The 22,895-nt window shown below is 48.9% G+C and carries 16 protein-coding genes; 13 read left to right on the top strand and 3 right to left on the bottom strand.

What is annotated here, in order from left to right:
• The first annotated feature begins 11 nt into the window (after window positions 1-11).
• From O3C58_08975 to gcvPB, 3 genes are read left to right on the top strand one after another with little or no spacing between them, the layout of a single operon-like run.
• The gene (locus tag O3C58_08975) at window positions 12-182 is read left to right on the top strand and encodes a Trm112 family protein (protein ID MDA0691986.1); all 171 of its coding nucleotides are present in this window, start codon (window positions 12-14) and stop codon (window positions 180-182) included.
• A gap of 48 nt (window positions 183-230) precedes the next feature.
• Complete coding sequence (locus tag O3C58_08970) at window positions 231-1,319, top strand: glycosyltransferase family 9 protein (GenBank protein MDA0691985.1); 1,089 nt, start codon at window positions 231-233, stop codon at window positions 1,317-1,319.
• A gap of 55 nt (window positions 1,320-1,374) precedes the next feature.
• Entirely contained in the window at window positions 1,375-2,877 is a 1,503-nt protein-coding gene (gcvPB, locus tag O3C58_08965) for an aminomethyl-transferring glycine dehydrogenase subunit GcvPB (GenBank protein ID MDA0691984.1), read from the top strand.
• 702 nt (window positions 2,878-3,579) lie between these two features.
• Here the strand turns inward: gcvPB and O3C58_08960 are convergent.
• Window positions 3,580-4,170 (bottom strand): CBS and ACT domain-containing protein, encoded by a 591-nt coding sequence (locus O3C58_08960; protein MDA0691983.1) that lies wholly within the window; start codon window positions 4,168-4,170, stop codon window positions 3,580-3,582.
• 681 nt (window positions 4,171-4,851) lie between these two features.
• On the opposite strand from O3C58_08960, the gene gltB reads away from it, so the two are divergent.
• The 4 genes from gltB to O3C58_08940 all read left to right on the top strand — a co-directional run bounded on the left by gltB (window position 4,852) and on the right by O3C58_08940 (window position 11,810).
• Window positions 4,852-9,390 carry a glutamate synthase large subunit gene (gene gltB, locus O3C58_08955; GenBank protein ID MDA0691982.1) on the top strand — a complete coding sequence of 1,513 codons (4,539 nt, stop codon included), beginning with the start codon at window positions 4,852-4,854 and terminating at the stop codon, window positions 9,388-9,390.
• A complete protein-coding gene (locus tag O3C58_08950; protein ID MDA0691981.1) occupies window positions 9,390-10,859 on the top strand; it encodes a glutamate synthase subunit beta in 1,470 nt (489 codons plus the stop codon). Before gltB ends, O3C58_08950 begins: the two co-directional genes overlap by 1 nt.
• 86 nt (window positions 10,860-10,945) lie before the next feature.
• Window positions 10,946-11,095: a hypothetical protein gene (locus tag O3C58_08945; protein ID MDA0691980.1), complete on the top strand. Its 150-nt coding sequence runs from the start codon at window positions 10,946-10,948 to the stop codon at window positions 11,093-11,095.
• Between the two features lie 190 nt (window positions 11,096-11,285).
• Window positions 11,286-11,810 carry a carboxymethylenebutenolidase gene (locus O3C58_08940; GenBank protein ID MDA0691979.1) on the top strand — a complete coding sequence of 175 codons (525 nt, stop codon included), beginning with the start codon at window positions 11,286-11,288 and terminating at the stop codon, window positions 11,808-11,810.
• 346 nt (window positions 11,811-12,156) lie between these two features.
• Here O3C58_08940 and uppP read toward each other — a convergent pair whose 3' ends face one another.
• Window positions 12,157-12,969 carry an undecaprenyl-diphosphatase UppP gene (uppP, locus tag O3C58_08935; GenBank protein ID MDA0691978.1) on the bottom strand — a complete coding sequence of 271 codons (813 nt, stop codon included), beginning with the start codon at window positions 12,967-12,969 and terminating at the stop codon, window positions 12,157-12,159.
• A gap of 391 nt (window positions 12,970-13,360) precedes the next feature.
• Between uppP and alaC the strand changes: the two genes are divergently transcribed.
• From alaC to clpB, 6 genes are all read left to right on the top strand, one after another.
• Complete coding sequence (gene alaC, locus O3C58_08930) at window positions 13,361-14,527, top strand: alanine transaminase (protein MDA0691977.1); 1,167 nt, start codon at window positions 13,361-13,363, stop codon at window positions 14,525-14,527.
• Window positions 14,528-14,553: 26 nt separating this feature from the next.
• Window positions 14,554-15,858 (top strand): homoserine dehydrogenase, encoded by a 1,305-nt coding sequence (locus O3C58_08925; protein MDA0691976.1) that lies wholly within the window; start codon window positions 14,554-14,556, stop codon window positions 15,856-15,858.
• A gap of 2 nt (window positions 15,859-15,860) precedes the next feature.
• Entirely contained in the window at window positions 15,861-17,195 is a 1,335-nt protein-coding gene (gene thrC / locus O3C58_08920) for a threonine synthase (protein ID MDA0691975.1), read from the top strand.
• 10 nt (window positions 17,196-17,205) lie between these two features.
• Window positions 17,206-17,955: an SUMF1/EgtB/PvdO family nonheme iron enzyme gene (locus O3C58_08915; protein ID MDA0691974.1), complete on the top strand. Its 750-nt coding sequence runs from the start codon at window positions 17,206-17,208 to the stop codon at window positions 17,953-17,955.
• Window positions 17,956-17,962: 7 nt separating this feature from the next.
• Window positions 17,963-18,913, top strand: a complete 951-nt coding sequence (gene trxB, locus O3C58_08910; protein ID MDA0691973.1) for a thioredoxin-disulfide reductase — start codon at window positions 17,963-17,965, stop codon at window positions 18,911-18,913.
• A 182-nt stretch (window positions 18,914-19,095) separates the two neighbouring features.
• A complete protein-coding gene (gene clpB / locus O3C58_08905) occupies window positions 19,096-21,777 on the top strand; it encodes an ATP-dependent chaperone ClpB (GenBank protein MDA0691972.1) in 2,682 nt (893 codons plus the stop codon).
• A 135-nt stretch (window positions 21,778-21,912) separates the two neighbouring features.
• On the opposite strand, the gene O3C58_08900 is transcribed toward clpB, so the two are convergent.
• On the bottom strand, window positions 21,913-22,842 hold the full coding sequence (locus tag O3C58_08900; GenBank protein MDA0691971.1) for an NADH-quinone oxidoreductase subunit M: 930 nt from the start codon (window positions 22,840-22,842) through the stop codon (window positions 21,913-21,915).
• Window positions 22,843-22,895: the final 53 nt, after the last annotated feature.

The raw sequence follows: 22,895 nt of genomic DNA, 5'->3' as shown, positions 1-22,895 counted from the left end.
AGGTACTAAATATGGCAATCGATAAGGAATTGCTTGAAATTCTGGTGTGTCCCAAATGCAAGGGCGATCTTGACCTCACTCCCGAAGAGGATGGGATCATCTGCAACGCCTGCAAACTGAAATATCCCATCAAAGAGGATATTCCCATCATGCTGATCAATGAAGCGATTCCCCTGGACTGAGAACTTTCCAGATCCCGAACACGCCGCCAGTAAAAACGTCAGGAAATCATGGGTCTCAATTTAAGAAGACTGGAAAAGGTCGCCAAAAATATCTTGTGGGAGGCTCCGGGATTGTTTTTCTCTAAAAGGAAACCCGGACTTTCCGTCGATCTGGCGAAGATAAAATCCGTGCTGGTGGTGCGCCCCGATCGGCTGGGGGACGTGGTGCTTTCAACACCAGTCTACGCATCCATTAAAGCATCCATCCCTGGAGTAAAGGTGACCGTTCTGGTGGACCAGTCCAACGCTGGACTTTTGGCCAATAACCCCAATGTCGATGCGGTTCTGGAGTGGGACTCCAAGCGGCCCTGGAAAATATTTAGAGCCTTGCGCCGGGGGAAATACGACCTGGCGTTCACTCTCAATAAAACTTTCAGCGCCACCGCCGCCGTTCTCACCCTGTTGTCAGGAGCGGCCTGCCGGGTCGGATATCAAAATCCGCAAAACGCGTGGATGGTCGACGTGCAAGTGCCCATCGACAACAACCCCCGGCATGAAGTCGAAAATAATCTTGAACTGTTAAAAACCGTGGGATTGCCAATAATCCACCCCGCGCCGCAACTTTTTTTCAATGCGCAGGAAGAGCAAACCATTGATGCTTTACTGAATGCAAAGCGCAAGCATCCCGACCGCCCGTTGATCCTCATCAAACCCGGAACCCGCGTCCCCGAATGGGGATGGCGATTGGAAAAATTTCAAAAGGTGGCAGAACAACTCATCGATACGGAAGCCGCAGAGGTTTTTCTAATCAGCGGCCCCGGTGAAGAAAATATGACCGATGATTTCATGAGCAGTATGGAGCGCCCGCCTGTGCGACTTCCACCCCTATCCATCATGGAACTGGCATTGCTGATACAAAAAAGCGATCTTCTGTTTTGCAACCACACGGGAATCATGCATCTGGCGTCTGCCGTCAACACCCCTGTCCTGGCGATATTTAAACATGGGGAAATCGCCCGCTGGGGGCCGTATAATACGCCGAGCATTATTCTGGAAGAAAGATTCAACGATTCGCTGACACCGGATACGGTTCTCGAATCCATAGAAGAATTATTGAAAATGGGAAAAAGCCGACTGCAGGAAGAGCCTGGACGCTGAACTTTTTTTCACATATACCGATACCTCAAGAAAACCATTTCAAGGACCCAAATTCATGAACGAAAAAATCTCTGACACCGACAACCCGCAAGCGGTTGCCACCAAGGGAATCATATTCAACGAGCCGGTCCTCTTCGATATGGGGTCTCCGGGCAGAAAAGCCTATTCCTTACCGGAATGCGACGTGCCGGAGGTGGAAATCGAAACCCTTCTGCCGCCGGACGAAATCCGCGATTCCCTCGACGATTTCCCCGAACTGAGCGAGTTGGATGTCGTGCGTCATTTCACCCGGCTTTCGCAATGGAACTTCAGCATCGACACTAATTTCTATCCGCTGGGGTCGTGCACCATGAAATACAACCCGAAGATCAACGAAAACATGGCGCGGCTACCGGGCTTCAGCCAGCACCACCCCTTAACGCCGGAGGCTTTTTCTCAGGGCAGTCTGCACCTGCTGTTTGAACTTCAGGAATGTCTGAAAGAAATCAGCGGCATGGAACACGTCAGTCTGCAACCCGCCGCCGGCGCTCAAGGCGAGTTCGCGGGCATGCTCATGATTCACGCCTATCATGCGGCCCAAGGCAAGCCCAAAACCAAAGTCCTGCTCCCGGACTCCGCCCACGGCACCAATCCCGCAAGCGCCTCACTCTGCGGATACTCGGCGGTGCAAATCCCGTCCGACAAGGAAGGGTTGATCGACATCGAAAAACTCAGGCAGTTGATGGACGAGGACACAGCGGCGATCATGCTGACCAACCCCAACACCCTGGGAATGTTCGAGAAAAATATTCTGGAGATCACCGACATCGTGCATAAAAAAGGCGGGCTGGTGTACTGCGACGGTGCCAATTTGAACGCCGTCATGGGAAAAGTTAAAATGGCCGATATGGGCATCGACGTTCTGCACTTCAACCTGCACAAAACCTTTTCCACTCCGCACGGCGGCGGCGGCCCCGGCGCAGGCCCGGTGGGCGTACAGTCGAAACTCGAACCGTTTCTCCCGGTTCCGGTCATCGAGAAAAAGGGGTCCAAATACCACATGAATACCGACCGTCCCGAAAGCATCGGAAAACTGAAAGCCTTTTATGGCAACTTCGGCATTCTCGTCCGCGCCTATGCCTATATACGAACCTTGGGAGCGGAAGGCATCAAAGAAGCCGCCGAGGGCGCTGTGATCAACGCCAATTACATCAAATCGCAATTGAAAGATTTCTACCACCTGCCCTACCCCGGCCCGAGCCTGCACGAGTGCGTCTTCAACGATAAAAACCAGGCCCCGAAAGTCACCACGATGGACATCGCCAAGGCGCTCATCGACCACGGGTTTCATCCGCCCACGGTGTATTTCCCGCTGATCGTGAGAGCCGCGCTGATGGTGGAGCCCACGGAATCCGAGTCGAAGGAAACTTTAGACCAGTTCATCCAGGCCATGAAAGACATCGCCCAGCAAGCCAAGGACGACCCCGACGCCGTTCACAACACGCCCAAAATGCCCAAAGTCTCCCGGCCCGACGAAGCCCACGCCGCGCGCAACCCTACGCTCAGGTGGAGGAAATAATACCTCCCCCTTCCGTGAAGGAACTTTAGTTAATCCGTCATCGCGAGCCGCATAGCGGCGCGGCGATCCAGAATTTCTGGATTGCTTCGTCGCCGTTGGCTTCTCGCAATGACGTAGACCTATGGGATAAGATCAAAAGAGTTGAGGGCATCTCTAAAAATTGACTAAATGTTCTTATGTCGTCAATTCAAAGAGGTGTCTTTGTTATAGTGGAACAGGCTTTCCAGCCTGTTCGCACGGGCTGGAAAGCCCGTGCCACTGATTTAAGAAACTCTTTACAATGTTCGATTCTCTTTTAAAAACTAATTTTTAGAGGTGCCCTATAATTAATGAAATACTTCTCTTTTTGGCATGGTTGTAAACCGGGAGATTGCTTTCGCTTAATAAGTTTTTTCTAATCAACCATTCAACAAATTTTATAGAAAGTTCAGTCCAGTCAGAAACTTCAAATGTTTGGTTCCCAATGATTAATGCCATTGGTCTGCATTCTTTGTCAAGAACCTCGTTTTTTAGTTGCGAAAGTGAATATGTATTTTCCTCATATATATTCATAGGGAGCTCTGTTGTTTATTATTTTTCCCTCTTTGGACGAGAAAGTGATAACCAAAATCCCCCTATCCCCCTTTAAAAAGGGGGGAACCTGCTCCCCCTTCCACGAAGGGGGTTGGGGGGATTTAAATGCTTTGTAGAGGGTTGCCAAAATCAATCAATCGCCGATTTTACTTTAAAACCGGCTTCCTCGATGGCCTTCACCAATGGCGCTGTTTCGCACAGGTCCAGGCGGAACAGATAAATGCATTTATTGTTGTTTTTCTTGAACGGTGACATGCCGACGCTGATGATATTAATGTTATGGTCATGAAAAATTCCGGAAACGGCTTCAAAGTTTTTGGGATCTTTCCCCATGACGACATCAATGCGCGAACTGGAATGGATGATGCCCATCATATCAATAAAAAGCCCGAGAAGGTCCATGGTGGTTATAATTCCCACCAGTTTATTATCCGCGATTACTGGCAATGACCCGACTTTATTTTTATAAATTACCAGAGCGGCATCCTCGATATTGGTTTCCGGAGATACGGTCAAGCATTCCCTGGTCATGTGGTCCCGAACCTTCATATTTTTGGGCTTCAGGGCGGTTTCCGGTTTTTCAAGAAAAGAACTGCGAATGTCACTTTCTGTAATGATACCCACCAGCTCTTTTCCATCAACCACGGGAAGATGGCGAACCGAGTTTTTAACCATCAGGTTCTGAGCGGTATCCAGGCTATCATCCGCTTGACAGTGAATGGTTTTTTGACCATGATTTCTTCAACGATCATTTTTTCCTCCGGGTGTAACTGGATACAAAATTATCTTTGCAAACAAGCATGCGACCACCATTCTATGAAAAAACCGGGTATCACCGATTGGCTTTCATTTTAAAGTTATTGTGGTTCCTTTTTTTTATTTAAAGAAACTGCTGTTTAAAAGTCAATCGTACCATTTTTACCAGAATTCCTTTCAAGATTACAGTTATTTAAGAGCAGTGGAGGGGGGAAGTATGGAGTACGATGGACCCGTGAAGCCAAAGCTTTGTAAAGGTTATATTTTTGTCCATATGTGGCGATAAAGAAAATTAGTTGAAAACGGAAACCAATCCTGCCATTCTCTAGTGCGATTTCCCTGACATGAACCAAGGCAAGTGGAAACCCGAGCGCCAATATTTTGTCGGATTGTCGCAGTTCATCCAACGCTGGAAATTGATTGGTGTTGAAAAGACATTATTTTTTGTGTAGTAACAGTAATCTTTTTTGCTAATACTGCCATAATCCCTGTAAAATCTGGCTTTATTGCAGAGGCATATTATTTGCACTTTGCATTGGTGGTTTTGTGGAATGTCGTTCACCTGATAATTCCTTCCGATGTACGTATAATACCTTCATCCCCTTGCGGGAATCGAATAATTAATAACACCATTTATTTGTGACGATGGCTAAATATATAAGACCAAAGAAGCAAGGGTTGTATGACCCGGCTTTTGAAAAAGACAGTTGCGGCGTTGGGTTTGTCGTTCATATGAAAGGCAAGCGGTCGCATGAGATTGTTCTTCAGGGACTTGACATCTTAAAACGCCTGGAGCACCGCGGCGCTTGCGGAGCGGACCCTTTGACCGGTGACGGCGCTGGATTATTGATCCAGATGCCCCATAACCTCTTTCGCACCCAGTGCGCTAAAATTGGCATTGATTTGCCCGAACCGGGTCGTTATGCATCGGGACTGGTGTTTCTCCCTAGAGAATACAATGCAAAAAAATGCGTTAAAATTTTAGAAGATGTTGTCTCCCAGGAGGGCCTGAATTTGTTGGGCTGGCGGGAAGTTCCGGTTGACAACACGAGCATCGGCCATGTGGCCCGCAGTGCCGAGCCTATGATACGACAGGTATTTATTGGCGCTGGCGATGATATTAAGGATGAGGTGCAGTTCGAGCGTCGTCTGTTTTGTGTGCGCAAGCAAGTGGCGAATGCCGTTCGTGCCGCCGGTTACAATCAGGATAACGAAAGTTTCTATATAGTCAGTCTTTCCTGCAAGACGTTTATCTATAAAGGCCAGCTCATGGCGCCACAGGTGGAGACCTACTTTCTGGATATTAAGGATCCGGAGATGGACTCTGCTCTGGCCTTAGCCCATTCCCGGTACAGTACCAATACGTTCCCTTCCTGGGGCAGGGCTCAGCCATTTCGCTATATTGCCCATAACGGTGAAATAAATACCATCCGTGGAAATAAAAACTGGATGCAGGCAAGAGAGGGGATGTTTGAGACGCCGCTCTTTCCTGAAATCGAAAAAATCCTGCCTGTTATTGCCCGGGGAGGAAGCGATTCCGCCGATTTTGATCAGGCTCTGGAATTGCTGGTGCAATCGGGACGCTCTCTTCCGCATGCAATGATGATGATGATTCCCGAGCCATGGAGTGGACATGAAACGATGGATGCCGACAAGCGCGGTTTTTACGAGTTTCATGCGTCCATGATGGAACCCTGGGATGGACCGTCCTCGATAGCCTTCACCGATGGCGATGTGATTGGCGCGGTTCTGGATCGAAATGGGTTGCGGCCCTCCCGGTATATCGTCACCAAGGATGATTTGGTGGTTATGGCTTCGGAAGTGGGTGTTTTACCCATCGCTGAAGCGGACATCGTTCATAAAGGCAGGCTTCAGCCGGGTAAGATGTTTCTCGTCGATCTCCGCGAGGGACGAATCATTTCTGACAAAGAACTCAAAGGTAAAATATCGACACAAAAACCTTACACCCAATGGGTCCGGGAAAAGCAGGTCAATCTGGATTCGCTACCATCCACAGGGGATAAATTCGAGCCCGATTTCGAAACGTTGCTCACCCGGCAGGTGGCTTTTGGCTACACCGCCGAGGATATAAAAATCGTTCTTGCACCCATGGTCGGCAAGGGGATGGAAGCCACGGGTTCCATGGGGAACGACACGCCGCTTGCGGTGCTTTCGGAAAAACCACAATTGTGTTTCCACTATTTCAAACAATTATTTGCACAGGTAACCAATCCGGCCATCGATTCCATTCGCGAGGAACTGGTGATGTCGATGGAAGTGACGCTTGGAAAAGAGCTCAATCTGTTGTCGGAATCGCCGGATCATTGTAAGAAACTTAAGGTCACCCATCCTGTTCTGACGGTTGAGGAGCTTGAAAAGATCAAGGTCTTAAATGAGCCGGATATGAAAAGCGTGGTGTTGCCGATCCTGTTCCCCGCTTCCGAGGGAGAAGCAGGGCTGGAAAAAGCGCTCAATGAGCTTTGCAGGCAGGCATCCAAGGCCATTGAAGAAGGCGCGACCCTTCTCATTCTTTCCGACCGCGGCATGGATGCGGATCATGTTCCCATCCCCAGTTTGCTGGCGACAGGAGCGGTCCATCAACACTTACTGCGTGAATTGACGCGGACGCGGGTTGGGCTTGTGGTGGAAACGGGTGAAGCGCGTGAAATGATGCATCTGGCTCTGTTGATTGGTTACGGGGCGGGTGGGGTTTGTCCCTATCTGGCTTATGAGACGGCGGCAGACATGGCCAGGGATGGATTGTATGTCGAAAAGATGGAAGTGCGAACCGCACTCAAAAACTATATCAAATCCACCCGCAAGGGTTTGTTTAAAATTATCGCTAAAATGGGCATCTCAACCATCCAGAGTTATCGGGGAGCGCAGATCTTCGAAGCGGTCGGATTGGCAAATGATGTGGTGGCAAAGTATTTTACCGGTACTTCCTCCAGAGTGAGCGGTGCGGGGCTTCAGGTGATTGCCAGGGAAAGTTTGATGCGCCATCAAAATGGGTATCACCGGGCGCAGGAAGTTCCTATGGCTCTAGATCAGGGAGGGAATTATCATTGGCGCCGGGGCGAGGAAAAACACATGATCAACCCTTCTTCTATCGCCTTGCTTCAGCACGCCACTCAATCCGGTGACTATTCGCTTTTCAAAAAATATTCCAGTCAAATGAACGAGGTCCATATCCGCCAGTGTACGTTACGCGGGCTTTTTAAGTTTAAGAAAGCAAAGTCCATTCCCATTGATGAGGTGGAGCCCGTCGAGGCCATCACCAAGCGGTTTTGTACCGGGGCCATGTCCATCGGGTCCATTTCCCGCGAGGCGCATGAAACTCTGGCTATTGCCATGAACCGTCTGGGCGGTAGAAGCAACACCGGGGAGGGCGGAGAAGACTCGGTAAGATACACGCCCGATGCTAATGGGGATTCTCGCAGGAGCCGGATCAAACAGGTGGCATCCGGTCGGTTCGGCGTCAACAGCTATTACCTGGCCAATGCCGATGAGATGCAGATTAAAATCTCCCAGGGCGCCAAGCCGGGAGAAGGGGGACAGCTTCCCGGTCATAAGGTGAGCGAATATATTGCTAAAATCCGCCACTCGACGCCTGGAGTGGGTCTGATTTCTCCCCCGCCGCATCACGATATCTATTCTATTGAAGACCTTCAACAGTTGATTTTTGATCTGCACAATGCCAATCCGGACGCGGCGGTGAGCGTCAAGCTGGTTGCAGAAGCGGGAGTCGGGACCATTGCTGCAGGTGTTTCCAAGGCGCGTGCGGAAGGCGTTCTCATCAGCGGTCATGATGGGGGGACGGGGGCATCGCCACAAACATCCATCAAGCATGCGGGTCTGCCCTGGGAGCTGGGTCTCTCCGAAACCCAGCAGGTTCTGGTGATGAACGATCTTCGGGGCCGGATTCGCGTTCAGGTGGACGGTCAACTGAAAACAGGAAGGGATGTGGTCATCGGCGGCTTACTGGGTGCGGATGAATTTGGTTTTTCGACCACCGCCCTGGTCGCCATGGGTTGTATCATGATGAGGAAATGCCATCTCAATACTTGTTCTGTGGGCATTGCCACTCAGGACCCGGCCTTAAGAAAAAAATTCACTGGCAAACCGGAGGCCGTTGTTAACCATTTCAACTTTATCGCTCAGGAAGTGCGAGAAATCATGGCCGAGCTTGGGTTCAGAAAGTTTGAGGATCTGATCGGCCATGTGGAATTCCTGGAAGGTGAAAAGGCAGTCGATCATTGGAAGTCGAAAGGAGTCGATGTCAGCAATATTCTTTATAAACCGAAAGTTGCCGAAACGGTGGCCATTCGTAATGTATGCAAGCAGGATTTAAGCGGTGACCTGGACAATGTGCTGGACCACCAATTGATTGAGGCCGCCAGGCCCGCTCTGGACAGTAAGTTTCAGGTGCATCTGGATTTTCCGATCGGAAATACCGACCGGGCGGTCGGGGCCATGTTGAGTTACCGGATTTCCAAAAAGTATGGAGAAGAGGGACTTCCGGCGGACACTCTGAACATCAATTTCAAGGGATCCGCAGGTCAAAGTTTCGGAGCGTTTCTTGCTCATGGCGTCACCTTTGATTTGGCAGGTGACGCCAACGATTATGTTGGAAAAGGCCTGTCTGGAGGAAGAATTATTGTTTACCCTCCCAAGGAATCTCCAATAGTTCCGGAAGAAAATATTCTGATCGGTAACACGGTTCTTTATGGGGCCGTCTCTGGGAGCGCCTTTTTCCGGGGAATTGCCGGCGAACGATTCGCTGTTCGCAACAGTGGTGCTCGTACCGTTGTGGAAGGCGTGGGCGATCACGGGTGCGAATACATGACCGGAGGCGTGGTTGTGGTTCTCGGAGAAACCGGGAGAAACTTTGCCGCCGGCATGAGTGGCGGGCTGGCATTTATTCTGGATCGAGATAATCTGTTCGATATCCATTGCAATAAGGGAGTGGTTGATTTGGAGCGGGTGGAAGAGGGTGAAGATATTGGTCTTTTAAAATCCCTCATTGAAGAACATCACCTGCGCACGAACAGTTCCGTGGCTAAAAAAGTTTTAGATGAATGGGAAGCAACGCTTCCGAGTTTTGTGAAAGTGTATCCGCGAGACTACCGGAGAGTTTTGGAAGAACGGAAAGCGCGAGAGCAGATGATTGGAGAGGTAGCCTGATGGGTGCACTTAGAGGATTCATGGAAATCGGTCGGGAAACGCCGCCCGAACGCCCGGTAGAAGATCGGTTGAAGGATCATCGGGAAGTTTATGAAGAGTTTCCCGAACAAAAGTTCCGCGACCAGGGAGCGCGTTGCATGGACTGTGGTGTGCCATTTTGTCAGTCCGACACTGGTTGCCCGCTGGGGAACCTGATCCCGGACTGGAACGACATGGTTTATCGGGGCGAGTGGGAAGAAGCGCTGGCCCTGCTTCTTAAAACCAATAATTTTCCTGAATTCACCGGCAGGATTTGTCCTGCACCCTGCGAAGGGGCCTGCGTTCTGGGGATCACCGAACCGCCGGTCACAATCTGCAAGATCGAGAAGCAAATATCCGATAAAGGTTTTGAAATGGGATTTATCAAAGCCAACCCGCCTGAAAAACGCACCGGCAAAAAAGTGGCCGTTGTCGGCTCAGGCCCTGCGGGGCTGGCCTGTGCCGCCCAGCTCAATCAGGCAGGTCATCTGGTGACGGTGTTTGAAAAGGATGACCGGGTCGGTGGGTTGTTGATGTACGGCATCCCGCATTTCAAACTGGAAAAGGAAATTGTCAAACGCCGCGTCCAGTTGATGGAAGAGGAAGGCGTTATTTTCAAGGTCAATGTGAACGTGGGCGTGGACCGCTCCATCAAGGAAATGCAGAAGGAATTCGATGCCGTTGTTCTATGCGGCGGGGCGCAGAAATCAAGAGATCTCTCTGTGGAAGGGCGGGATCTGGCTGGGATCCATTTCGCGATGGAGTTTCTTCCTCAGCAAAACAAGCGCAATGAGGGAGATACCATTCCTGAAAAAATTTCTCTCACTGCGAAAGATAAAAATGTGCTTATTATCGGCGGTGGCGATACCGGCTCCGACTGTTTGGGGACCTCGTTGCGCCAGGGAGCGAAAAAAGTGCATCAGTTCGAGTTGTTGCCGCATCCTCCTGAGGAACGAGATGGCAATAATCCCTGGCCCCAGTGGCCCAAGGTTTACCGGGTGACTTCTTCGCACGCCGAGGCCGAGGATGAAGTGACCGAATTCTGTGTTTCGACGACAAAATTTTCAGGGAAAGACGGAAAAGTTAAAAAAGTGCACGCCGTGAAAATCATGTTTGGCGACCCGGACCCCAAAACCGGGCGTCAACCGATCATTGAAGTGTCGGGGTCGGAATTCGAGTTGGATGTTGATCTTGTCTTGCTGGCAATGGGGTTTGTGCATCCCCTCCACGAGGGCATGATTCAGGAACTTAATGTCAAGCTTGATGCACGCGGCAATGTGGCGTGTGATGAAAATAAAATGACCAGTGAAAAAGGCGTATTCACCGCCGGCGACATGACCCGCGGCCAGTCGCTGGTCGTCTGGGCCATTGCCGAAGGGCGCGAAGCCGCCCGTGGCGTCGATCAATACCTTATGGGTGTCACCCACCTGCCTCACAGCCAGTTTCTTTGAAAGTTTGAATCCCATTGTAATGGGTTAAACCCACATTTCCCATTCGGGGAACTGCCGGGCAAGGGATCAAGGAAGGCAAAATTGCCCTGGCGAGAACCCGACTTTGCTGCCATGCCTTCCGAGACAATGAAGTCGGACTGCAATTGCTATCCTTAGCCTATAATGTTGTAAACTTTTTGCGACGGCTGGCGTTACCACGAAAAATAAAACATTGGACCTTGATCACCCGAAGTTGATCAGGATCGGGGCAAAGATCCTAGAGAAGGTCCATTTTTTCAGGACCACTTTCCATGAATATGAACGGTTAAATGGGAAATCCCGGCTATAATTTATTGTTGACACGAAATCTCTTTAGGAATGAAATGAGATGGGTCGCTAAAAAAGTTTAATCTTCTCACAAAATTACATAAAACTAAGAGGGTCAACATGACAACCGAATATTCAGAAAGCGAGTTAGCTATCATTAATCTTCTAGAAAAACATGTAAATGCTGAACTAGCGGGTGATTTAGATACAACGATGGCAACAATGTCTGAGAACCCACACCTTTTTAATATTCCAAATATGATGGGTGGTAACGGATACGATGGGGTCAGAAGTTTTTATAAAAATCATCTTGTTGGAAAGTTCTTTCCACCCGATGTAACAATGAATCGGGTGTCACTAACAGTGGGAACCAATCAAATTGTGGAAGAGTTGGTAATTAGTTTTACACATACCACTGAAATTGATTGGTTACTTCCAGACATTGCACCAACGGGTAAAAAAGTAGAAATTGGAGTTGTTGTGATTGCTGGTGTTAAAGACAAAAAGTTGACCCATGAACACATCTACTGGGACCAGGCGAGTGTTCTTGTACAGGTTGGTTTACTTGACCGTACGGGTCTGCCTGTATGTGGTGCGGAGAGCGCTAAGAAATTACTTGATCCATCTATACCAAACAGAATGTAGGGTTCTCATACATTGTTTTAATTTTCCGAGTTCGTTTCCCGAACGAAAATAGCCTGTGAACTTGCGGAAAACCGCTTCACGGTTTACGCACAGGGTCCAAAGGTCCAGCTACAACAGCAAAAATTTTTCAAATGGATTTAATTTTTAAAACCCAATAAAAACCTTAAATAATTAAGGGTGTCTCTAATAACTAGTTATTTTTATGTCTGGCAACTCGCGGACCTTTATTTCATAAGGCCCGCTCATGGCCCGGAACCATTTTTAGAGATGTCCTTAAACCGGAAAGCCAAGGACAGGAGTTGAAACAATGTCAACGAAACCCACATTCAAACTATCCGCAAGATAATTAATCCCAAAAATAACCCAGGATAAAAATCCCGAGAATCGCCCGGTAAACGATGAACGGCATCAATCCGACCTTGGCGACGATCTTCAAAAGAAGTTTGATGGAAAAATAGCCCACGACAAAACTCACCAGAAACCCAATTCCCAATTGAGCGTTATTGTAAATAAGATGCTCTTTCGGGTTGGATAGCCAGTCAACGAGGGAATGCAGTCCCGCCGCCATGATGATGGGCGTGCCCAATAGAAATGAAAACCGGGCGGCCTGTGTGTGTGAAAGATTGCTGAAGAGTCCTGCGGCGATGGTGATTCCAGACCGCGAGGTTCCGGGTAAAAGAGCGAGGGCTTGAGCGAAGCCGATCAGCATCACCTGTCCCAGAGACATTTTAAAGATATCGGTTTTTTGGGTTTCCCGTTTGGCAGAATATTTGTCGGCAATAAAGAACACCACCGACCAGACCAAAAGGTTGATGGCAATAAACTGCGGGATGCGGACATGAGATTCGATATAGTCCATGCCAAGCAGGCCGATAATTCCCGCTGGAAATGAAGCGAGAAGGATGTTGATAGCCATTTGTCGGATGGAAGGGTCCGCTTTCCGGTCAAATAAACTGAACAATAGCTTGGACAGGTCTTCACGAAAATAGATAATGATGGCCATTAGAGTCCCCAGATGTAGAATAGCATCGAGGGCCAGACCCTGATCTTCGAATTCAAACAGGAGGGGAGCCAGGATTAAATGCCCCGAACTGGAGATGGGCAAAAACTCCGTCAAGCCCTGGATGATACTTAAAAAGATGATTTGTAAATATTCCATTCAGAAGATGCCTTGGCTCGGCGAAAATATCCGCCTCACTATTTAAAGGATGATAAACAAGGGATGGGGGCACTCAAAAGAAATTTTTGTTGTTTCAAAAAGGCATGGAACGACAAAATAAAACAAGCGGAACTTGTTGAAATGTTATTGCTTTAAATATAATTTATTACCTTTGCCGGGTCCAGAAAATTATGCTATGTTAGCCGTTAAAAAAGTGGTAAACGTTGAAATTAATGATATTTCCCCATTTTTAGGCTGAAAAATATTGAACATCTCCTGATTTCGGCCAGTTTGATTTTACGTCCAACACCAAACTCCTGTAGGCTATAAGTCTGATAAAATATTTAAAAATATCCACATGAGGGTTCCTTAAGCTTCAAAATATTGAACGATGAGAAATTTTCCAAGAATAAACAGATTACCACCCTATGTTTTTAGCATTGTCCAAGAGCTGAAAATGCAAGCCCGGCGACGCGGCGAGGATATTATTGATTTTGGCATGGGAAATCCCGACATGCCGACACCCAGGCATATTGTAGACAAGATGTGTGAAGCGGCCAATAAACCGTCCAATCATCGTTATTCATTATCAAAGGGGATCTATAAACTCCGGCTGGCGATTACCGATTGGTACATGCGAAACTATAATGTCGAATTGGACCCCGAAACGGAGGCCATAGCCACCATTGGGTCGAAGGAGGGGATTTCTCATTTAGCCCTGGCGTTGATCGGTCCAGGGGATTCCGTTCTCGTTCCGACGCCCACGTATCCCATTCACACTTATGCTTTTATCCTGGCCAACGGGGATGTTATTCAGGTTCCGTTGGGCAAGGACGGTAACTTTTTTCCTGCGTTGCTGGAAACTTTTAAGAGAACCCTGCCGCGGCCCAAAGCCATCATCATTAATTTCCCTCACAACCCGACAACGGCGGTGGTGGAAATTGAATTTTTTGAGAAGATCGTGGCTTTCGCCCAAGAACACGAATTGATCGTGATCCACGATTTCGCCTATGCGGATATAGTATTTGACGGTTACAAGGCTCCAAGTTTTTTACAGGTTCCGGGCGCCAAAGATGTGGGTGTGGAATTATTTACTTTGTCAAAAAGTTACAATATGCCGGGCTGGCGAGTGGGTTTTGTCGTGGGGAATAAAGAACTTGTTCAGGCGCTGGCCAAGGTGAAAAGTTATCAGGATTATGGCATGTTTCAACCCATCCAGATCGCAGGCATCATTGCCTTGAACGGTCCGCAGGAATGTGTTGAAGAGGTGCGCCAGACTTATTTGAGCCGCAGGAATGTGCTTTGCGAGGGGTTGAACCGGATCGGTTGGCATGTGGAGCCACCCAGGGCAACCATGTTTGTTTGGGCTGAAATTCCCGATGCCTTTAAAAAAATGGGTTCGCTGGAGTTTTCCAAACTGCTCCTTGAAAAAGCAAAAATCGCTGTTTCACCAGGTATTGGGTTCGGCGATGGGGGCGATCATTTTGTTCGTATATCGCTTGTGGAGAATGAGCATCGAATCCGTCAGGCCATTCGCGGCATTAAAGAAATATTATAAAAACTTTGGGATGAAAAGTTGGTTCAATGAAGAACGTTAAATTAGGATTGATTGGGTTTGGCACCATAGGCGCCGGTGTGGTAAAAATTCTGTCTTCCAACGCGGATGTTATTCAAAAAAGATTGGGCGCTTCGGTTCAAATCGCTAAAATAGCAGACTTGGATATCACGACCGATCGTGGGGTTCCCGTGGAAAGCGGTGTGCTGACCACCGATGTGGACGATATCCTCAACGATCCGGAAATTGAGATCGTTATCGAGTTGATCGGTGGCTATGAACCGGCAAGGTCTTTTCTCCTCAAAGCCATTGAAAACGGCAAGTATGTGGTCACCGCCAACAAAGCCCTGTTGGCAAAGCATGGAGACGAAATTTTCTCAGCCGTGGATCAAAAAGGATTGAGCATCGGATTTGAGGCTGCGGTAGGCGGAGCGATCCCGATCATCCGTTCCATCCGTGAGGCTTTTGCGGCCAATAAAATTAGCGCTATTGAGGGAATCGTCAATGGAACGGCGAATTATATTCTCAGTAAGATGTCCGATGAGGATTGTGATTTTCAAACGGCCTTGAAAGAAGCTCAGGAAAAGGGTTATGCTGAAGCAGACCCGACGTTCGATGTGGAAGGAATCGATTCGGCTCATAAAATTGCCATATTGACTCGATTGGCCTATGGTGTGCCCATCGACGTGGACGGAATCACCGTTCAGGGAATTTCCAGCATCACTCAAGAAGATATTGAGTGTGCCAGGGAATTTGGCTATCGAATCAAACTGCTGGCTATTTCTAAATATGACGGGAAGGCTCTCGATGTCCGCGTGCATCCTGCAATGATCCCGGTGGACCATCCGATGGCAAATGTTAATGGGGTTCTAAATGCGATCCGCGTTTGTGATGATTTGATGGAAGAGAATATTCTAGTCGGGCATGGAGCCGGATCGTTGCCCACGGGAGCCGCAGTGGTGGGGGATGTCGTGGAAATTATCCGCAATTCCCTGGTGGGTGTCGGAACACGTGTTCCTTCCCAGTCGTTTCAAAAATCGCATGTAAAGCCTCTTCCTCTCAAAAGCATTGATGAAATTGAAGCGGAATATTTTTTGCGATTTCGAGTGAAAGATATCCCCGGAGTCCTTTCAAAGATATCCGGCATACTGGGAGATCATTCCATCAGTATTGCTTCCATGATTCAAAGAGGGCGGGACGATGACGGTAAAGGGGTGCCGCTGGTCATGATGGTGCATCGCTCCAACGAGAAAAATATTCAGGACGCACTGATGGAAATTGACCGTCTGGACGTGGTCTGTGAAAAATCCAACTTGATCAGGGTCGAAAATTAATTATGGGATTTCGCGCATGGTTCCAGTGCATCAACGGGTGCTCCGGGCAATACGAGCTGACTGAAGTCATTTATCGCTGCCCCGATTGCGGGGAACTGCTGGAGGTCCAGCACGACATGGATCAGCTCAAACAGCGTTCCGGCGAGGAGTGGAAAGAACTGTTTATCCGGCGTTACCGGACCAATGAGTGGCCTTATGGAAGTTCCGTGTGGGGCAAAAAGGAATTGGTATGCCCCAGTGTAGACAATGAAAATATTGTGTCCACCTATGAAGGGGGAACGAACCTTTTCTGGGCTGAAAGGTTGGGCAAACAATGGGGGTTGAAAGACCTTTGGGTTAAACAATGTGGAATGGCTCATACGGGTTCTTTTAAAGATCTTGGCATGACGGTCCTGGTCTCCATGGTCAAACAAATGATGGCCAATGGGAAAAGAATCCGCGCCGTGGCTTGCGCTTCCACTGGCGATACGTCAGCGGCATTAGCCGCTTATTGTGCGGTTGCGGGAATCCCTGCCATCGTGTTTCTTCCCAAAAACAAAGTTTCGCTCACCCAGTTGATTCAACCGATCACCCACGGCGTTTTGACCCTTTCGCTAGATACCGACTTCGATGGATGCATGAAACTCGTCCAGAAAATCTGTGCGGAAGACGATATTTATCTGGCCAACTCGATGAACTCACTAAGAATCGAAGGGCAGAAAACTATTAGTTTTGAACTGGTTCAGCAATCGAACTGGGAAGTTCCCGATTTTGTAGTGGTTCCCGGCGGCAACCTGGGAAATGTCAGCGCCATAGGCAAAGGGTTTCAGATGCTACACGATCTGGGAATCATCAATAAATTACCGAGATTAGTTTGTGCCCAGGCCGAACGCGCCGATCCGCTTTATCGTTCATATAAAAAGGGGTTTGAATCATTCAAATCCATTCGCGCTAAAAAAACACTGGCTTCTGCCATTCAGATCGGTGACCCGGTCAGCGTGAAAAAAGCCATACGGACCCTGCAGGCGTTTGACGGGATTGTCGAGGAAGCGACGGAAGCCGAGCTGGCTAATGCTGCGGGAAAGGCCAATCGTACCGGGTTGTTTTGTTGTCCGCATACGGCGGTGGCATTGGCGGTCACGGAAAAGCTGGCCAAGCGTGGCGTTTTCAAACCGACAGACCGGGTGGTTGTTATTTCAACGGCCAATGGACTGAAGTTCACCGATTTCCTTTACAAATATCATATGAACCAGTTGCGGGGAATCGAGTCAGAATACCCATTTTCGGCAGTTGAACTTCCAGCAGACTATAATCAAGTAAAAGATACGATTTTGAAAAGTATCGAGTCCTCAAAGTAGAGGGGTTTAAATGAAAAGAACAATCTCAGCGCTGTTGATTGCCATCTTCATCCTGAACTGCGGACAATTCCTTTTTGCCGAGCCTCTAAATGGAGCTGGCGTGCAGATTGATACCGGGGAATTTGTGATGGGCGATACCTATTGCCTTGAGGAACAAGATAATGCGGATTGGTGCAGAGACGAAGTTCCTCACAAGGTGCAGTTGGATTCTTACCTCATCGACAAATACGAAGTGACAAACGCTGATTATAGCAAGTGTTTTGCAGTCGGTGCGTGTGGGCCGCACCCTCTGCACGAAGACAGGCCGAAAGAATTTGATGGACCCAAACAACCTGTGGTTTTTGTTACCTGGGAAGATGCCAACAGCTATTGCCAATGGAAGGGCGGCAGACTTCCTACTGAAGCGGAATGGGAACGGGCCGCGCAGGGCAAGGAACTGGGGGGTGCCCACTTCGGCAAAAAATACAGACTGGGTTCGCCCAGGGGTGTTGGAGAACTTTCACCCAACTCTAAAGGGTTATACGATATGCTGGGCAATGTTAATGAATGGACGCAGGATTGGTACGGCCCATTCGATACAGCAGGAGTTTCTGTTAACCCCAAAGGCCCGGCATCAGGAAAAGATAAAGTAATCCGTGGGGGATCGTGGAATTCTCTCAGTCATTATTTAAGAGTGTCCGACCGGGTGGCCCGGTCTCCCGAATTGCGCTACAGCGATGTCGGATTTCGTTGTGTTTTTTCTCTATCGGGGAAAGGTTGATTTGAATATGTCGGATGTGAAAAATTTGGTTATTATTGGTTCCGGTCCTGCAGGCCATACTGCGGCGATTTACGCGGCCAGGGCGAACCTTTTTCCCTTCATGTTTGAAGGATATATGATGGGTGGTTCCGCGGGCGGTCAGTTGACCACGACGACCGATGTCGAAAACTATCCGGGCTTTCCAGAAGGGGTCAGTGGCCCTGAATTGATGCAGCTGTTTCGCAAACAAGCCGATCGCTTTGGCACAGAAATGGTCGGGCAGGATGTCAGTGAAGTCGATTTCAGTCAACGCCCTTTCCGTATCAAATCCGATGATACGGAAGTGTTGGCGCATTCGGTGATCATTGCCACAGGCGCCACAGCCAGCAGGATGGGAGTTCCCAACGAGGAAAAAATGTGGAATAACGGCATGTCTGCCTGTGCAGTTTGTGACGGCGCATTGCCGATGTTTCGCAATCAACCCTTGATGGTCATTGGTGGCGGTGACACAGCAGTTGAAGAAGCGACCTATCTGGCAAAATTTGGATCGAAGGTTTATCTGGTGCATCGCAGGGATGAATTACGCGCTTCTAAAATAATGCAGGAACGGGCGATCAAGGACCCGAAGCTGGAAATCCTTTGGAGCACTGTTTTTGAGGATGCGCTGGGTCAGGATTACGTGACCGGCGCCCGAGTCAAAAATGTTAAAACAGATGAAGCTCGAGACTTGGAAGTTGCGGGTATTTTCTACGCCATCGGCCATGTTCCGAATACCAGCGTCTTTAAGGGGCAAATAGAGTTGGATGAAAAAGGGTATATTAATGTGAAACCCGGAACTCAGCAAACCAGTGTGGAAGGTATCTTTGCCGCCGGAGATGTTCACGACCAAAAGTACCGTCAGGCAATCACCGCCGCCGGAACCGGTTGTGCCGCCGCTCTGGAAGCCGAACGCTGGCTTGCCGAAAAAGGCCTCGGTTAAAACATTAGGAAAATTTATTTAACTCATTGAAAAATAACAAGTAATAAATTAATTTTTCCGCTTTGAGCCCCCCTCCTTTTTCTCAGCAGATGTTCTCTTATATTTCCTCGCCTTGACATTGCCCGTTTCGGGTCTTATTTCCACCCTGATTCAAATTTACAAATTTCTAATAAGATTTAATCATGCGATTTGACCGAATGACCATAAAGCTTCAGGAAGCTCTTACAGCTTCGCAGTCCCTGGCTGAGAAAGAAAACCAGCAGGCCATTGAGTGCGAGCACCTTCTCCTGTGTCTTTTGCAGGATGTGGAAGGCATCGGCACTGCTTTGGTTAAAAAAGTGGGTGTGGAACCGGGTCGGCTGGTGAAAGAACTGGAGGCGGGACGAAACGCGTTTCCACGGGTCACGGGTTCATCGAGTCAGGTCTATGTTTCTCCTGCATTGAAGCAAGTGATCGAAAAAGGATTTGAAGAAGCCCGTCAAATGAAGGATGAATTTTTAAGTGCCGAGCATGTATTTCTCGCTGTCGCTCAAGATTCGAAGTCGAGCGCCGGAAAGATTTTTAAGTCTCTGGGTTTGTCCCGCGATGCGTTATTGCAAGCGCTGATAACCATTCGTGGAAGCCAGAGGGTCACGGATCAAAACCCGGAATCGAAATATCAGGTGCTCGACCGCTTCTGTATTGATCTGACGGAGAGGGCTCGGAGCGAAAAACTGGACCCGGTCATCGGGCGTGACGCCGAGATCCGCAGAGTGATACAGGTGCTTTCCCGCCGGACCAAGAACAATCCGGTTTTGATCGGCGAACCGGGAGTGGGTAAAACAGCCATAGTGGAGGGGCTCGCCCAGCGCATTCACCGCCGCGACGTTCCTGAAGGACTGAAGGATAAACGCATCCTCATGCTGGACCTTGGACAACTTGTCGCGGGAACCAAATTTCGCGGAGAATTCGAGGATCGTCTCAAGGCTGTTCTCAAAGAAATTAACAGCAGTGATGGAGAAATTATTCTCTTTATTGACGAGATGCACACATTGGTAGGAGCCGGGTCCGCCGAGGGGTCGATGGATGCGTCCAATATGCTCAAACCGGCTCTGGCCAGGGGCGAACTGCATTGCGTTGGCGCCACCACTCTCAGTGAATATAAGAAACATATTGAAAAGGACGCGGCCCTGGAACGCCGGTTCCAACCTGTTATGGTGGGCGAACCGACGGTAGAAGACACCATTTCGATCCTGCGCGGGTTGAAAGGCAAATATGAAGTCCATCACGGGGTGCGCATCCAGGATGCGGCGATTCTGGCGGCGGTCCGTCTTTCGCATCGTTATATTGCGGATCGATTTTTACCTGATAAAGCGATCGACCTGATTGATGAAGCGGCATCCAGTCTGCGCATGCAGATTGATTCCATGCCAGCGGAAATTGACACTTACCAGAGAAAGATCACCCAGCTGGAAATCGAGCGGGAAGCCCTCAAGAAGGAAAGTGATTCGGAATCCAATCGGAGGCTGAAACAGATCGGGGAAGAAATTGATACATTGAAGAAATCCTGCACCGTTATGCAGGATCAGTGGAAGCAGGAAAAAAAAATCATCGAAGAAAAAAGAGGCTTGCAGGAAAAGATTCAACAGACCCGGCAGGAGGCCGAAAACGCCGAGAGGGAAGGCCGGTTAGAAAGTGCGGCGGAATTGAAATACGGCAGTTTACCGCGGCTGCAAGGTGAAGCGGATGATCTGGAAAAGCGGTTAAAAGACGCCCAGGGCGAAGGAAAAATGCTCAATGAAGAGGTCGGGGAAGAAGAAATTTGCGCCATCATTGGCCGTTGGACCGGAATCCCGGTTGAACGCATGCTGCAATCGGAAAAACATCGTCTACTTCACATGGAGAGTGCTCTCAGAAAAACAGTCGTCGGGCAGGAGGATGCGGTGCGCCTGGTATCCAACGCCATCCGCAGGGCCCGCGCGGGACTTCAGGAACCCAATCGGCCCATCGGTACGTTTCTGTTTCTGGGACCCACGGGAGTGGGCAAAACCCAATTGGCCCGGTCTCTGGCTGAATTTCTGTTTGACGACGAACAGGCGATGGTGCGCATCGACATGTCCGAATACATGGAAAAACATTCCGTGGCGCGGTTGATAGGTGCGCCTCCCGGTTATGTGGGCTATGAAGAAGGCGGCTATTTGACCGAACATGTTCGCCGCAAACCGTATAGCGTGGTTTTGTTCGATGAAGTTGAGAAAGCTCATCCGGACGTATTCAATTTGTTTTTGCAAATTCTTGACGAAGGGCGGTTGACCGATGGCCACGGAAAGACGGTCAGTTTCAAAAATACTGTCATTCTCATGACATCCAACATCGGCGGGAAATTGATTCAGGATGCCGGGTTGGAAGCGGTGGAATTGGAGAGTAAGGAAGGGAGTGACAATAAAGAAGTGTGGGAAGCTCAGTATGAAAAAGTTCAGGAAGCGGTTCGGCTGGAGTTACGAAACCACTTTCGCCCTGAATTCCTGAACCGAATCGACGACATCGTTCTGTTCCGCAACCTGAGCCGCGAGCAAATCAAAGAGATCGTCGAAGTCCAGTTGACTGACCTCAGGAAACGTTTAGCGGAGAAGCGGATGACTCTGCATCTGTCCGACGCCGTCAAGGGTGTCCTTGCTGAAAAAGGTTACGATCCCGTGTTCGGGGCGCGACCTTTGAAGCGGGCGGTGCAGAAATATCTCCAGGACCCGATTTCGATGAAAATATTGGAAGAAGAATTTGTTGATGGCGATGACATCAGCGCAGAAACCAACGGCACGTCCGATAAGTTTATCTTCAAAAAATCATCCTCGAATAGGAATAATGAAGAAGCTCATCATGAATGAGTCTTTTATTCCGGGTTATTAGGGCGCGAAACCCTTCAGGGTTTTAGTGTTCCAACCAGCGGGAGGGGTGCTCCCCCCTCCTGCTTTCCTTACTAGCTACTCTTCTAATAAAATATCTTCTCCCGTAGGTTCAGTTTAAGGCCTGAGTTGAAGCTGAGGCACTTCAGCACCTTGCAGTCCTGTGGTTTGTTGGATGAGTTGAATCACACTCACATCCATCATCTCCATCAATGGTCCGGGATACAATCCAATACCCAATACGAGGAGTGCCAATGGAATGAGCGTTGCCAATTCCCGATTTGATAAATCCGGGAGCACTTTGGCGAATTCTGTCGATGATTCTCCCAACGCCACCCTTTGGAGCATCCACAACATATATGAGGCAGCTAAAAGAATACCGCCCATCGAGATAAGAACCATGGCAAAGCTGACATAGGAAGTTCCAACTAAGACTAAAAATTCTCCAATGAAATTACAGGTGCCTGGTAGCCCAAAGGCGGCGACTGAAAACAAAAAGAACAATGCGACAAATCTTGGCATGCGTTTATGCAATCCGCCGTAGTCAGAAATCTCTCGACTGTGTGTGCGGTCGTACAATACTCCAATACAAATAAATAAGGCCGCAGTCGTGATCCCGTGATTAAACATTTGCAAGACGGCCCCCTGAATACCTTGACTATTGAACACAAAAATTCCCAGAGTAACAAAACCCATGTGGGAAACTGAAGAATAGGCCACGAGCTTTTTAAGATCTGACTGCGCCAAGGCCAGATACCCGCCATAGATAATGCCTATGACCGATAACCACAAAATATATGGGGCAAAATTCGCCGAAGCCTCTGGAAACATCGGCAAACAAAAACGCAAAAATCCATAACCTCCCATTTTCAACAGCACTCCAGCCAAAATCACACTGCCAGCCGTAGGGGCTTCGGAGTGCGCGTCGGGGAGCCACGTATGAAAGGGAACCATGGGCATTTTTATGGCAAAAGCCAGAAAGAACGCCAGGAAAAACCAGAATTGCTGGTTGGAAGAATAATTTTGTTCCTTAAATTCGTCAGGCAGGCCTCTTCTGGATGCTCAAGGCACAGCTCATTTTCTTTGATGGTTTGTTCAAT

The organism is Nitrospinota bacterium, assembly GCA_027619975.1.
GTDB lineage: Bacteria > Nitrospinota > Nitrospinia > Nitrospinales > VA-1 > JADFGI01.
The sequence above is the reverse complement of the archived record's forward strand: the minus strand, read 5'-3'. Positions and strand labels throughout refer to the sequence as shown.